The organism is Bacillus capparidis (assembly GCF_017832095.1).
Classification (GTDB): Bacteria; Bacillota; Bacilli; order Bacillales; family Bacillaceae; genus Bacillus; species Bacillus gobiensis.
In genome coordinates this window covers 694762-707456 of the sequence record NZ_JAFDST010000002.1, presented here as the reverse complement: position 1 = coordinate 707456, position 12695 = coordinate 694762, and the positions used below count along the sequence as shown (strand labels likewise).

The 12695-nt window shown below is 42.7% G+C and carries 16 protein-coding genes; all 16 read left to right on the top strand.

Annotated elements, in window-relative coordinates; all coding sequences use genetic code 11:
* Positions 1–98 precede the first annotated feature (98 nt).
* Entirely contained in the window at positions 99–542 is a 444-nt protein-coding gene (locus JOC74_RS10590; RefSeq protein ID WP_053604548.1) for a low molecular weight protein arginine phosphatase, read from the top strand.
* Between the two features lie 66 nt (positions 543–608).
* A complete protein-coding gene (rpiB, locus tag JOC74_RS10585; protein ID WP_053604547.1) occupies positions 609–1058 on the top strand; it encodes a ribose 5-phosphate isomerase B in 450 nt (149 codons plus the stop codon).
* 12 nt (positions 1059–1070) lie between these two features.
* Positions 1071–1610 carry a TIGR01440 family protein gene (locus JOC74_RS10580; RefSeq protein ID WP_053604546.1) on the top strand — a complete coding sequence of 180 codons (540 nt, stop codon included), beginning with the start codon at positions 1071–1073 and terminating at the stop codon, positions 1608–1610.
* Between the two features lie 177 nt (positions 1611–1787).
* Positions 1788–3035 carry a serine hydroxymethyltransferase gene (gene glyA, locus JOC74_RS10575; RefSeq protein ID WP_053604545.1) on the top strand — a complete coding sequence of 416 codons (1248 nt, stop codon included), beginning with the start codon at positions 1788–1790 and terminating at the stop codon, positions 3033–3035.
* A gap of 157 nt (positions 3036–3192) precedes the next feature.
* The gene (gene upp / locus JOC74_RS10570) at positions 3193–3822 is read left to right on the top strand and encodes a uracil phosphoribosyltransferase (RefSeq protein WP_053604544.1); all 630 of its coding nucleotides are present in this window, start codon (positions 3193–3195) and stop codon (positions 3820–3822) included.
* A 542-nt stretch (positions 3823–4364) separates the two neighbouring features.
* Complete coding sequence (locus JOC74_RS10565) at positions 4365–4748, top strand: ATP synthase subunit I (RefSeq protein ID WP_053604543.1); 384 nt, start codon at positions 4365–4367, stop codon at positions 4746–4748.
* A gap of 7 nt (positions 4749–4755) precedes the next feature.
* A complete protein-coding gene (gene atpB / locus JOC74_RS10560) occupies positions 4756–5490 on the top strand; it encodes a F0F1 ATP synthase subunit A (protein WP_053604542.1) in 735 nt (244 codons plus the stop codon).
* A 49-nt stretch (positions 5491–5539) separates the two neighbouring features.
* Positions 5540–5752, top strand: coding sequence for a F0F1 ATP synthase subunit C (gene atpE, locus JOC74_RS10555; RefSeq protein ID WP_053604541.1), 213 nt, complete (start codon positions 5540–5542; stop codon positions 5750–5752).
* A 129-nt stretch (positions 5753–5881) separates the two neighbouring features.
* A complete protein-coding gene (atpF, locus tag JOC74_RS10550; protein ID WP_053604540.1) occupies positions 5882–6403 on the top strand; it encodes a F0F1 ATP synthase subunit B in 522 nt (173 codons plus the stop codon).
* On the top strand, positions 6400–6945 hold the full coding sequence (locus JOC74_RS10545; protein WP_053604539.1) for a F0F1 ATP synthase subunit delta: 546 nt from the start codon (positions 6400–6402) through the stop codon (positions 6943–6945). Before atpF ends, JOC74_RS10545 begins: the two co-directional genes overlap by 4 nt.
* Before the next feature lie 16 nt (positions 6946–6961).
* Positions 6962–8470 (top strand): F0F1 ATP synthase subunit alpha, encoded by a 1509-nt coding sequence (atpA, locus tag JOC74_RS10540; protein WP_053604538.1) that lies wholly within the window; start codon positions 6962–6964, stop codon positions 8468–8470.
* 87 nt (positions 8471–8557) lie between these two features.
* Entirely contained in the window at positions 8558–9415 is an 858-nt protein-coding gene (atpG, locus tag JOC74_RS10535; RefSeq protein WP_053604537.1) for an ATP synthase F1 subunit gamma, read from the top strand.
* A 25-nt stretch (positions 9416–9440) separates the two neighbouring features.
* Positions 9441–10862: a F0F1 ATP synthase subunit beta gene (atpD, locus tag JOC74_RS10530; protein WP_053604536.1), complete on the top strand. Its 1422-nt coding sequence runs from the start codon at positions 9441–9443 to the stop codon at positions 10860–10862.
* A gap of 22 nt (positions 10863–10884) precedes the next feature.
* Entirely contained in the window at positions 10885–11283 is a 399-nt protein-coding gene (locus JOC74_RS10525) for a F0F1 ATP synthase subunit epsilon (protein WP_053604535.1), read from the top strand.
* A gap of 284 nt (positions 11284–11567) precedes the next feature.
* Positions 11568–11798, top strand: a complete 231-nt coding sequence (locus JOC74_RS10520) for a DUF1146 family protein (protein ID WP_053604534.1) — start codon at positions 11568–11570, stop codon at positions 11796–11798.
* Positions 11799–11954: 156 nt separating this feature from the next.
* Entirely contained in the window at positions 11955–12695 is a 741-nt protein-coding gene (locus tag JOC74_RS10515) for a YwmB family TATA-box binding protein (RefSeq protein ID WP_053604533.1), read from the top strand.

Sequence of the window (12695 nt, the reverse complement as noted above, 5' to 3'; positions counted from 1 at the left end):
TTTTTCTTATATAAAAAAGAAACAGGAGAGAACCTGATGCAACGTTGTTATCGTTTTAATGCTTTTTCCTATATAATATCGTTAAAGGAGTGATCGGAGTGAATATATTGTTCGTTTGTACCGGCAATACTTGCAGGAGTCCGATGGCTGAAGCTTTATTTAAGTCAGTTGTTGAGGAAAAAAATATAGATGCGTCCGTTCGATCTGCCGGGATTTTCGCTGTTAAAGGAGGAAGGGCATCTATTCAAGCGATGGATGCTTTATTTGAAAAAAGCATCGCATTAAACCATAAAACATCTCCTCTAACAGAAGAAAATATGGAATGGGCTGATCTTGTTCTGACGATGACAGAGCAACACAAGGAAATACTTTATAAAAAATTTGCCGAATATAAAGAAAAGATCTATTCGTTAAAAGGCTATGTCAATAATGAACCAGGTGATATTGCCGATCCATTTGGCGGACCTTTATCCGTCTACCAAGGCACTCGTGATGAATTGAGGGACCTCATCATGAAGCTCATTAGCAAGATAGAGGAATAGCTTTAAAATTACGATCGTGAAGGGTAAAATGAAAGTGAATAGCATGAGGAGAAGGAGAGCATAATCATGAAGGTTGCCATTGCTTCTGACCACGGAGGCATTCATATACGTGAAGAAATCATTAATTTAATGAAAGAAATGAAGATCGATTACTTGGACATAGGCTGTGATTGCAATTCGGGCTCCGTCGATTATCCCGATTATGCATTTCCGGTGGCGCATAAGGTCGCTTCAGGTGAAGTGGACAGAGGCATTTTAATTTGCGGAACCGGGATCGGAATGAGCATTTCTGCGAATAAGGTAAACGGTGTTCGTTGTGCGCTTGCTCATGATACGTTCAGCGCAAAAGCAACAAGAGAGCATAATGATACGAATGTTCTAGCCTTGGGCGAACGAGTAATTGGCCCTGGGCTTGCAAGGGAAATCGCTAAAATATGGCTAACGACAGAATTTCTCGGTGGCCGTCATTCCAAAAGAATTGAAAAAATTTCAGATTATGAAAAATCTACCCTATAAAGGATGATGAGCATGCAAAACCTGCAGCAGGATTGGCTTTTAATCCTCAATGAATTTCAGGAGAAGACAAGCTTAAAGGAAAATCAGCTGATTGTTATTGGATGCAGTACGAGTGAAATAGCTGGAGAACATATAGGGACTTCCGGAAGTGAAGAGATTGCGGAGATTATTTTTCAAGGGCTTGCCAAACTGAAAAAGGAAACTGGGGTTGAAGTCGCTTTTCAATGCTGTGAGCATTTGAACCGTGCAATCGTCGTTGAAGAAAAAATAGCTGCTGCAAGAAACCTCCCTGTCGTTTCTGCAATACCTGTTAAACGCGCAGGAGGTTCAATGGCTGCGTATGCGTATCAAAACATGGATGAGCCGGTTCTTGTAGAGCACATTCAGGCAGATGCTGGGATCGACATTGGAGATACCTTTATCGGCATGCATTTAAAACATGTAGCGGTTCCGGTCCGGCTTTCTGTACGTTCACTGGGATCCGCCCACCTCACCGTGGCGCGAACACGTCCGAAATTAATCGGCGGTGAACGAGCCGTTTATTTGAAATAATTTGCTGGATCCTATTGAATAACGAACTATCATTATTTTATTTTATTCTAATATTCGGTTTTGGGGTTGAAAATGCAATTATTTTAAAAAAACTTTTACATTTTGCAGAAAAAACATGTACAATAGTTATGGAATAAAATATGACAACACGGATGTCGATAGGAGAGGAATTTGCATATGAAATATTTACCTGAGCAAGACAAGCAAGTGTTTCAATCGATTCAGAATGAGCGTAAGCGCCAGCAGTCTAAAATTGAATTGATTGCTTCTGAAAACTTCGTATCTGAGGCTGTGATGGAAGCTCAAGGATCCGTCTTAACGAATAAATATGCCGAAGGATATCCCGGAAAAAGATATTACGGCGGCTGTGAATATGTTGATGTTGTAGAGGATATTGCCAGAGATCGTGCGAAGGAAATATTCGGTGCAGAGTATGTAAATGTTCAGCCTCATTCAGGCGCTCAAGCCAATATGGCAGTATATTTTACAATTTTAGAGCCTGGCGATACAGTGCTCGGTATGAATCTTTCTCACGGCGGACATTTGACACACGGCAGCCCTGTTAATTTCAGCGGTGTACAGTACAACTTCATTGAATACGGAGTAGACAAGGATACCCACATTATTGATTATCAGGATGTCCGTGAAAAAGCCCTTAAACATAAACCTAAATTGATTGTTGCTGGTGCAAGTGCTTATCCACGCGTCATCGATTTTGAAAAATTCCGTGAGATAGCAGACGAAGTTGGGGCGTATTTTATGGTTGATATGGCTCATATCGCCGGCCTTGTCGCCACAGGACTTCATCCGAACCCGGTTCCTCATGCCCACTTTGTTACAACGACTACTCACAAAACATTGCGCGGACCTCGCGGCGGCATGATCCTATGTAAGGAAGAATTCGGCAAAAAGATTGATAAGTCAATTTTCCCTGGAATCCAAGGCGGACCGCTGATGCACGTTATTGCTGCAAAGGCAGTTTCGTTCGGAGAAGCATTAACAAACGAATTTAAAGACTATTCAAAACAAGTCGTTGAAAATGCGAACAGACTGGCAGAGGCTTTGTTAAAAGAAGAAATCCAGCTTGTTTCCGGCGGAACGGACAACCATTTAGTATTGCTTGATGTCAGATCGTTGGGCATTACCGGAAAAACTGCTGAACATGTGCTTGATGAGATTGGAATTACCGTAAACAAAAACACAATACCTTTTGACCCGGAAAGCCCATTTGTAACAAGCGGAATTCGCATCGGAACAGCTGCAGTGACAGCGAGAGGCTTTGACTTAGAAGCGATGGATGAAATCGCGGCAATTATTTCACTAGCCCTTAAAAATCCGGAAGACGAAGAAAAACTTAAAGAAGCTGCACAACGCGTAGAGTCTTTGACAGAAAAATTCCCGCTTTATTCTGAAATTGATTATTAAGAAAATTAACCTGATTTCTGTAAAAGGAAATCAGGTTTTTATTTAGAAAAAAATGCCTATTTCACTCAATCGTTGAAAACTGTTGTCTTTTTTTGTAGAATCAATTGAAGTGTAAGATGAGAGCGGCCTGCTGCTTAATAAGAAGGAGTGAAGGATAGTGGGAAAGGTATATGTGTTTGATCATCCGTTGATTCAGCATAAGCTTACATACATCCGTGATGTAAATACGGGAACAAAAGAATTCAGAGAATTGGTGGACGAAGTTGCTACTTTAATGGCTTTTGAAATAACAAGAGATTTGTCAACGGAAGAGGTGGACGTACAAACACCGGTTCAGAAGGCAAAATCCAGAGTCATTTCCGGAAAGAAGCTGGGAGTCGTTCCGATTTTAAGAGCGGGGCTGGGAATGATTGATGGCATTCTAAAGCTGATACCTGCTGCGAAAGTAGGCCACGTCGGACTTTATCGTGATCCTAAGACGCTAAAGCCGATTGAATATTACGTCAAGCTTCCATCTGACGTCGAAGAACGCGAATTTATCGTTGTCGATCCAATGCTTGCGACAGGAGGATCTGCGGTTGAAGCTTTGAACAGCATGAAAAAAAGAGGAGCGAAAAATCTTCGCTTTATGTGCTTAATTGCAGCCCCGGAAGGTGTAGAAGAAGTTCAAAAGTATCACCCTGACGTTGACATTTATATCGCAGCACTCGATGAAAAGCTGAATGAAAAAGGATACATCATTCCCGGACTTGGTGATGCAGGAGACCGCATGTTTGGAACGAAGTAACGGGAAAAAGATGGTATTTAGAGGGATGAGGCTTGGCCTGTCTCTCTTTTTTATGTTCTAAAATGATTTAGGAGAATGATATTATCGGGTCGAACGTCTCGATCAATGTCATTACCTGTAAGTAGTTCGCACAAAAAAGAATAGGCAGTGAACTTGTACAATTCTGTTTTTGCTAAAAATGTGAACATTCTGTGTAGCCTTTAGATGCGAACGGTTTTTTAACTTTAAACAGATTGACATACAATAGGCGCTATTGTATGCTAAACAAGGGTAATTTGATAAGGTTTTCATACCCCCTTTAACTCCCCTGGTATATGCCCTTTTTTATGAGAATAAACCTCATCATCCGTATGGCTTTTGGCCTATTATTAAATCTTTCGAATGTGGCTGCTGCCTTTTATGGGGAGATGGCTGGATGGTTGGTTTTATTTTCACCTTTGTTAAAAGCACTTTATTCTTCATCTGGGTTTTTCTGTAAGGGTTTTTCCTGCAGACTATTCCCCGGAGAAACACAATATTTTCATCAGGAGACTGAGTAGTAGATGAGCGATCCCAGCCTAATGCTTCGCAGACAACTTAAGTATTTGTTTTTTATTTTGGCAGTCTGCTTTTTAGGTGCTGGATTTACAATGTTCAAGACCGAATTCCAGGGACTCATTTTGGGAACTGTGTTCAGCATGATGAATCTATGGTTATTGGTCAGAAGAATGAAGGCTTTTGGACAAGCAGCAGAAAACGGCAAGGCATTCAGGTCTGTTGGCTCTGCCGCCAGAATAGCGAATGCTGTTATTGCAGTAGCTATCGCCTACCGCTTTTCAGATCAGTTTAACATGGTGGCAGTCATTGTTGGATTGATGATGATTTATCCTGTTATTTTGATAGATTCCTTTATCCAACTAAAACGTTCATCGGCGAAAGTGAGGTGAATACCCATTGACACACGGAGCTCAGACATGGGAGTTTTTAGGACTCACATTTAACTTGTCGAATGTCCTGATGATAACAGTGGCTAGCGTTATTGTCTTTATCATTGCGGTAATTGGGACAAGAAGACTTGCCATGCGTCCAACAGGTATGCAAAATGCGATGGAATGGATTATAGATTTCGTTCGCAGCATTATCAGCAGTACGATGGATTGGAAGACGGGTGCAAACTTTTTAGCACTTGGTGTCACACTGCTTATGTACATATTTGTCTCCAACATGCTTGGCTTGCCAATGGCGATTACCGAGGGCCACAATCTTTGGTGGAAATCACCTACGGCAGACCCTGCGATAACCTTAACTCTTGCTGTAATGGTTGTCTGTTTGACCCATTATTACGGGGTGAAAATGAAGGGTGCAAAAGGCTATTTCTCAGATTATTTCAGCCCGATTAAATTTTTGTTCCCATTGAAAATCATTGAAGAGTTTGCAAACACTCTTACTCTTGGATTGCGGCTTTATGGAAACATATTTGCCGGAGAGATCCTGCTCGGCTTGCTTGCGGGTCTTGCAACTAATTTTTATACTCAAAACGTTTTTCTTGGCTTGCTGGGAACGATCGGTTCTTTCCCGCTTACCCTTGCTTGGATGGCATTCAGTTTATTTATCGGAACAATCCAGGCGTTTGTATTCACCATGTTAACAATGGTATATATGGCACATAAAGTGAGCCATGACCACTAATTAGAAACCCATATCCATATATCGATATAATTTAAAGGAGGATTTTATAATGAATTTATTGGCAGCTGCAATTGCAATTGGACTTGCTGCACTAGGTGCAGGTATTGGTAACGGACTTATCGTATCAAAAACAGTTGAGGGAGTTGCTCGTCAGCCTGAAGCAGCGGGACAACTTCGTACGTTAATGTTTATCGGGGTCGCTCTAGTAGAAGCTGTACCGATTATTGCTGCGGTTATCGCATTGCTTGCATTCTTTTTATAAGAAAGCCTTATATGAAAAACGAGATGGCGAAGAACATTCCAAGCGAACCTTCGCCATTCCTTTATGTATGATGAAATCGAAATCCATAGAATTCAGCTAAGACTGTGGAAGGGAGTTGACGTTAGAACGATGGTAAAAGCACCTTTGGTTTTAGGAGCCGGTGGGTTAGATTTTAACGGCGGAGATATCTTATTTCAAATAGCAGCCTTCTTGGTATTGCTGTGGCTGCTGAAAATATATGCTTTAAAGCCGCTTTTGAATGTGATGAAGCAGCGTGAGGATCATATTGCCAGCGAGATTACGTCCGCTGAAAAACGAAATGCGGAAGCGAAGCAGATGATTGAAGAGCAGCAGGAGCTTTTGAAAAAGGCGAGAGCAGAGTCTCAAAGCCTGATCGAGAATGCGAAAAAGCTGGGTGAACAGCAAAAAAGCGAGATTATCCAAGCAGCACGTAATGAATCAGAGCGTTTAAAGGAATCAGCGAAACAAGAGATTGTCAAGGAAAGAGAGCAGGCAGTTTCAGCGCTGCGTGAACAGGTTGCTTCCTTGTCTGTCTTGGTTGCCTCGAAGGTTATTGAAAAAGAGCTTGATGAACAAGCCCAAGAGCAGCTGATTCAGGATTACCTGAAAGAAATCGGAGAAAGCCGATGAGCGGATCAGATATCAGCAAGCCATACGCAACTGCTTTGTTTGAGATTGCGCTTAAACGCTCTGCTTTAAACGAAATTGAAGAAGAACTTCAGGTTGTGAGAGAGGTGTTTTTGGCTGAAAATCAGCTAATAAACCTGTTACTCAATCCTAAAGTTTCCGCCGAATCAAAAAAAACGCTGATCAAAAAGTCGTTTGCAGCCATATCTGAACCGGTTCTTAACACATTGTTTTTAATGATAGACCGCCACAGAATACGGGCAATTCCTGAGCTTGCCGTGGACTTCTCCAGTCTTGCGAATAAGATTCGCGAACGAGAAGATGCAATCGTCTATTCAATAAAGCCGTTACAGGAAAAAGAGCTTACCGCTCTATCTGAAGTTTTTGCAAAAAAAGCCGGAGTTTTCTCTCTTCGCGTACGCAACGAGATCGATCCGGATTTAATAGGCGGTGTGAAAATCCGCATTGGAAACCGAATCTATGACGGCAGTATCAGCGGCAAATTAGCCCGTATCGAACGTCAGCTGTCAGGAGAAATATCGTAGAAGGGGTGAAACCTAAATGAGCATCAAAGCTGAAGAAATTAGTGCGTTAATTAAACAGCAAATAGAAAATTACCAATCAGAGATCGAAGTTCATGATGTAGGTACTGTCATACAAGTCGGAGACGGTATTGCCCGTGTTCATGGATTAGACCATGTAATGGCAGGAGAGCTTGTTGAGTTTTCCAATGGTGTCATGGGTCTCGCTCAAAACCTTGAGACGTCAAACGTAGGTATCGTTATCCTCGGTTCTTACAAGGGAATTCGCGAAGGAGACGAAGTGAAACGGACAGGACGTATCATGGAGGTTCCAGTCGGTGAGGAGCTCATCGGACGTGTCGTGAACTCTCTTGGACAGCCAGTTGATGGCATGGGACCGATCTTAACGAGCAAAACTCGCCCGATCGAAAGCAAAGCACCTGGCGTCATGGCGCGTAAATCGGTTCACGAACCGCTTCAAACCGGTATTAAATCTATCGATGCGTTAATTCCAATCGGCCGCGGCCAGCGTGAGTTAATCATCGGAGACCGCCAAACAGGTAAGACATCTGTAGCGATCGATACGATCCTCAATCAAAAAGATCAGGATATGATCTGTATCTACGTAGCAATCGGACAAAAGGAATCGACTGTACGAGGTGTTGTAGAAACATTACGCAAAAACGGTGCCCTTGATTATACAATCGTCGTAACCGCTTCTGCATCCCAGCCAGCACCGATGCTGTTCCTTGCTCCTTATGCAGGGGTAACGATGGGTGAAGAATTCATGTACAACGGAAAGCATGTTTTGGTTATTTATGATGATCTTTCAAAACAGGCGAATGCTTACCGCGAACTTTCTTTGCTTCTTCGTCGCCCGCCAGGCCGTGAAGCGTTCCCTGGAGATGTTTTCTATCTTCATTCCCGCTTACTCGAGCGTGCGGCCAAGTTAAATGATTCACTTGGCGGCGGGTCTATGACAGCCTTGCCGTTCGTTGAAACACAGGCTGGCGATATCTCGGCGTATATTCCAACAAACGTTATCTCGATTACTGACGGCCAAATCTTCCTTCAGTCTGATTTGTTCTTCTCAGGAGTACGTCCAGCGGTTAACCCGGGACTTTCAGTTTCGCGTGTTGGAGGATCCGCACAAGTTAAAGCGATGAGAAAGGTAGCCGGTACTTTGCGTCTTGACCTTGCATCATATCGTGAGCTTGAAGCTTTTGCCCAGTTCGGATCTGATTTGGACAAAGCAACCCAAGCGAAGCTGAATCGCGGTGCGCGTACTGTTGAAGTTCTAAAACAAGGATTGCATCAGCCGCTCCGTGTCGAGAAACAGGTTGCAATTCTTTATGCATTGACAAGAGGATACCTTGATGACGTTCCGGTAGCCGATATTCAACGCTTTGAAGAAGAATACTTTATGTTCCTTGAACAAAATCACAAAGGGCTTCTTGAATCGATCAAAACGACAGGAAACCTTCCTGAAGATGCAGAGTTCAAAGGAGCCATTGAGGCATTTAAACACACGTTTGCGCCTAGCAGCTGAACTGAATTAAAAAGATGAGAAAAAGCAGTGATCTTTTTCTCTCTTTTCAAAAAATACGAGAACGCAAAAATAAGGTGGTGAAACCTTTTGGCCTCATTACGGGATATAAAATCAAGGATCAACTCGAATAAAAAAACGAGCCAAATTACAAAAGCCCAGCAAATGGTTTCGGCTTCTAAATTAAACCGTGCGGAGAACAGTGCAAAGGCGTTTGTCCCTTATATGGAAAAAATACAGGAAGTTGTAGCGAATGTTGCGCTTGGCACGAGCGACGCGACCCACCCCATGCTAAAAAAGCGCCCGGTGAAGAAGACCGGATATGTTGTCATTACATCTGACCGCGGATTGGCAGGAGCATTTAACGTTAACGTACTTAGAGGAGCTTATCAGGCAATCAACAAGCGCCATAAATCAACGGATGAGTATGCTGTCATCGCAGTAGGTAAAGTATGCCGAGACTTCTTCAAAAAACGTGGAGTGCCAGTCATCGCCGAAAAAACCGGCATTAGTGATGAGATGACTTTCATGGAAGTTAAGGATCTAACCTACCAGACGCTGCAAATGTTCACCGATGAAACGTTTGATGAGCTGTACATCTTCTATAACCACTATGTGAGCGCAATAGCTCAGGAAGTAACCGAAAAAAAATTACTTCCGCTAACGGATCTTGCGACGGGTAAGAAGACGGCAAGCTACGAATTTGAACCTTCAGAGGAAAGCATATTGGAGGTTCTCTTGCCTCAGTATGCCGAGAGCCTTATTTATGGTGCGTTGCTCGACAGCAAAGCAAGTGAGCATGCAGCAAGAATGACGGCGATGAAAAACGCTACCGACAATGCAAAAGAGATTATTGATTCTCTTACACTTTCATACAACCGCGCACGCCAAGCAGCGATTACTCAAGAGATTACAGAAATCGTCGGCGGTGCAGCTGCTTTAGAATAGCCGTAGTTTGATAGGAGGGAAAGCGATGAATAAAGGACGTGTAAGCCAGGTGATGGGACCTGTCGTCGACGTAACATTTGAAGACGGTCATCTGCCTGATATCTATAACGCACTAAAAATTTCACATAAAGCTCAAAGTGAAAATGAACAAAGTATTGAATTAACATTAGAAGTTGCCCTTCATTTGGGTGATGATTCCGTTCGCGCGATTGCGATGGATTCTACGGATGGAGTTACTCGCGGAATGGAAGTAGCTGACCAGGGAGCTCCAATCTCTGTACCGGTCGGAAACGCAACACTCGGCCGTGTGTTCAATGTATTAGGTGAAAACATTGATTTAGATGAACCAGTTGGAGCGGATGTAAAAAAAGATCCGATCCACAGACAAGCTCCGGCATTTGATCAGCTATCTACTGAGGTTGAGATTCTTGAAACCGGCATTAAAGTCGTTGACTTGCTGGCTCCTTACATCAAGGGCGGTAAAATCGGCTTATTTGGCGGAGCCGGTGTAGGTAAAACGGTATTAATCCAAGAGTTAATTAACAACATCGCTCAAGAGCACGGCGGAATATCTGTATTTGCCGGCGTCGGAGAGCGTACTCGTGAAGGAAATGATCTTTTCCACGAAATGAGCGATTCAGGCGTTATTACAAAAACAGCGATGGTATTCGGCCAAATGAACGAGCCTCCTGGAGCACGTATGCGTGTAGCTTTAACGGGCTTGACAATGGCTGAACATTTCCGTGATGAACAAGGACAGGATGTACTGTTCTTTATCGACAACATTTACCGCTTTACACAAGCTGGCTCTGAAGTTTCTGCCCTGCTAGGCCGTATGCCTTCTGCCGTTGGTTATCAGCCTACGCTTGCGACAGAAATGGGACAGCTGCAAGAACGGATTACTTCAACAAACGTAGGTTCTGTTACGTCGATCCAAGCGATCTATGTACCTGCCGATGACTATACTGACCCGGCTCCGGCTACGACGTTTGCTCACTTGGATGCAACGACAAACCTAGAACGTAAATTATCAGAAATGGGTATTTACCCAGCAGTTGATCCGCTTGCTTCGACTTCAAGAGCGCTTTCTCCCGAAATTGTCGGTGAAGAGCATTATGAAGTGGCTCGCAGGGTGCAGCAGACTCTCCAGCGCTATAAAGAACTGCAAGACATTATTGCGATTCTTGGCATGGATGAGCTTTCTGATGAAGACAAGCTTGTCGTTCAACGTGCGCGCAGAATCCAGTTTTTCTTGTCGCAAAACTTCCACGTAGCCGAGCAGTTTACCGGACAAAAAGGATCTTACGTACAAGTAAAAGATACAGTAGCAGGATTTAAAGCCATTCTTGAAGGCAAATATGATCATCTTCCGGAAGATGCATTCCGTCTTGTCGGCGGGATTGAGGACGTCATTGAGAATGCGAAAAATATGGGTGTAGAAGTATAAACCGTCCTAGGAGGTTAAAAGCATGAAGACCTTAAAAGTCAATATCGTTACTCCTGACGGCCCTGTTTATGAAGCTGATATTGAAATGGCAAGCGTAAGAGCTGAAAGCGGAGAACTCGGCATTTTGCCTGGCCATATCCCGACTGTAGCCCCTTTGCAGATAGGTGCGGTTCGTCTGAAAAAGGATGCTGAACTAAAGCTGGTTGCAGTCACCGGAGGCTTTCTTGAAGTCCGTCCGGATACAGTCAATATTCTGGCCCAAGCAGCTGAAACTGCTGAAAATATCGATGTGGAAAGAGCAGAAGCAGCTAAAAAACGTGCAGAAGAGCGTCTGAACAAAGCATCGGAGGAAATTGATTTGGTTCGGGCAGAGCTTGCTTTAAAGCGAGCAATTAACAGGCTGGACGTTGTCGGAAAATAAGGTAAACCTTCAATCAGCAGGGGTTCGACATACTTTGTTTTGCCTCGTTCTTGAATCTGATTGTTAGATGAACCGATCGGGCAATCTAGTAAGTTCTTACTGCCCGTTAATGCAATATTACGATGGGATTTCTCATCGTGAACAGGGGCGGTCCATAACGGACTGCCTTTTTTAAGTATTTCATATACCCCCTCATTGTTAAAACATTCTGACAATAATCATTTTATCATCTTTATCCCTCTTACTAATATACTAGGAAAGGGCAATTCAAGGAGGCTAAGGAAATGGAAATACTCGCTCAACAAGCTATCGTTGGGATGATTGTCCACCTCGTCTTTTTCGCAATCACTTGGTGGGCTCTTCAATCAGTCAACATCGATCCTCTCATTAGAAAAGGCATGATTGTGCAGGCCAGGCTTCTTATGATTTTGCTGACAATTGCGATCGGTTCAACTGTAAGTGATTTTTTCCTGGATTATTTAAATTATTCACAACAGCTTCCCTATCTTTTTTAGAAGAACCCTAAAGGTTTTTGAATAGGCCCTTTAGGGTATAAGGTAATTAACGGATATAGCACAATTCGTCAAATCGACAAGGGTTTTGACGAGGATTTCCACGTATGCTTTCCTGCTATCTGAGCAAGAATGGATAGTAGGAGAGGATGATTCGAAATGGTAAAAAATAAATTCAAATCAACATTTGTTTTTGCACTTATTCTTATTGGCACGATAATTGTGGTTCATAGCTTACAGGCCAAAGAGGAAACGCCGCTTTCCCAGTTAGCAAAGGCATTGGAAAAACACGACACCGATATTACGGAATGGACACTGTATGCAAAGAAAAACTTACAGTTGAACAGAAAAGATTTTTTTCGAAAAATGAAACATTTAGAGACCCAATATCGTCAATATAAGTGGTCGATAAAAGAAGAAGATCATGTTGTCAAGGCGACAGGCATATTATATAACGAAAAAAATCAGACAACCATGAAATTACAGCTCGTTTCAACCCTCAAAAACGATTCATCAAGCTCGTACTTATTGTATGAGCAATCAGGAGCATTTGTACGGGATAACTGGAGTCATACATATGAGCAGTTTGAACGGAAAGTTTACGACATACTTCAAGAGAAGGTTACAATTTTTTCTTGTCTTAAAGGCGAGTTAAATGGTATGATGAATATTGTTTTGCAAAAAAAAGCAAAAGATTTAGCAGATGAATTTTCTGCCGAGCCGGTTGAACAGCTAAATGAACCAAATTTCGTATCAATATCAGCTTATACAACGAGATGGAAAAATTATATATCGACTGCTGATCATAAAATGAATCTGCAGATCGCGATTCGAAGCTCAGGAATGGGCGGAAAACATATGATTGTGATTGGAACACCAATCGTAACGTCTGAATATTAA

Coding starts and splice junctions, on each gene's coding strand:
- rpiB (WP_053604547.1), top strand. CDS start 609: ATGAAGGTTGCCATTGCTTCTGACCACGGAGGCATTCATATACGTGAA.
- JOC74_RS10580 (WP_053604546.1), top strand. CDS start 1,071: ATGCAAAACCTGCAGCAGGATTGGCTTTTAATCCTCAATGAATTTCAG.
- glyA (WP_053604545.1), top strand. CDS start 1,788: ATGAAATATTTACCTGAGCAAGACAAGCAAGTGTTTCAATCGATTCAG.
- JOC74_RS10565 (WP_053604543.1), top strand. CDS start 4,365: ATGAGCGATCCCAGCCTAATGCTTCGCAGACAACTTAAGTATTTGTTT.
- atpE (WP_053604541.1), top strand. CDS start 5,540: ATGAATTTATTGGCAGCTGCAATTGCAATTGGACTTGCTGCACTAGGT.
- atpF (WP_053604540.1), top strand. CDS start 5,882: ATGGTAAAAGCACCTTTGGTTTTAGGAGCCGGTGGGTTAGATTTTAAC.
- JOC74_RS10545 (WP_053604539.1), top strand. CDS start 6,400: ATGAGCGGATCAGATATCAGCAAGCCATACGCAACTGCTTTGTTTGAG.
- atpA (WP_053604538.1), top strand. CDS start 6,962: ATGAGCATCAAAGCTGAAGAAATTAGTGCGTTAATTAAACAGCAAATA.
- atpD (WP_053604536.1), top strand. CDS start 9,441: ATGAATAAAGGACGTGTAAGCCAGGTGATGGGACCTGTCGTCGACGTA.
- JOC74_RS10525 (WP_053604535.1), top strand. CDS start 10,885: ATGAAGACCTTAAAAGTCAATATCGTTACTCCTGACGGCCCTGTTTAT.
- JOC74_RS10520 (WP_053604534.1), top strand. CDS start 11,568: ATGGAAATACTCGCTCAACAAGCTATCGTTGGGATGATTGTCCACCTC.
- JOC74_RS10515 (WP_053604533.1), top strand. CDS start 11,955: ATGGTAAAAAATAAATTCAAATCAACATTTGTTTTTGCACTTATTCTT.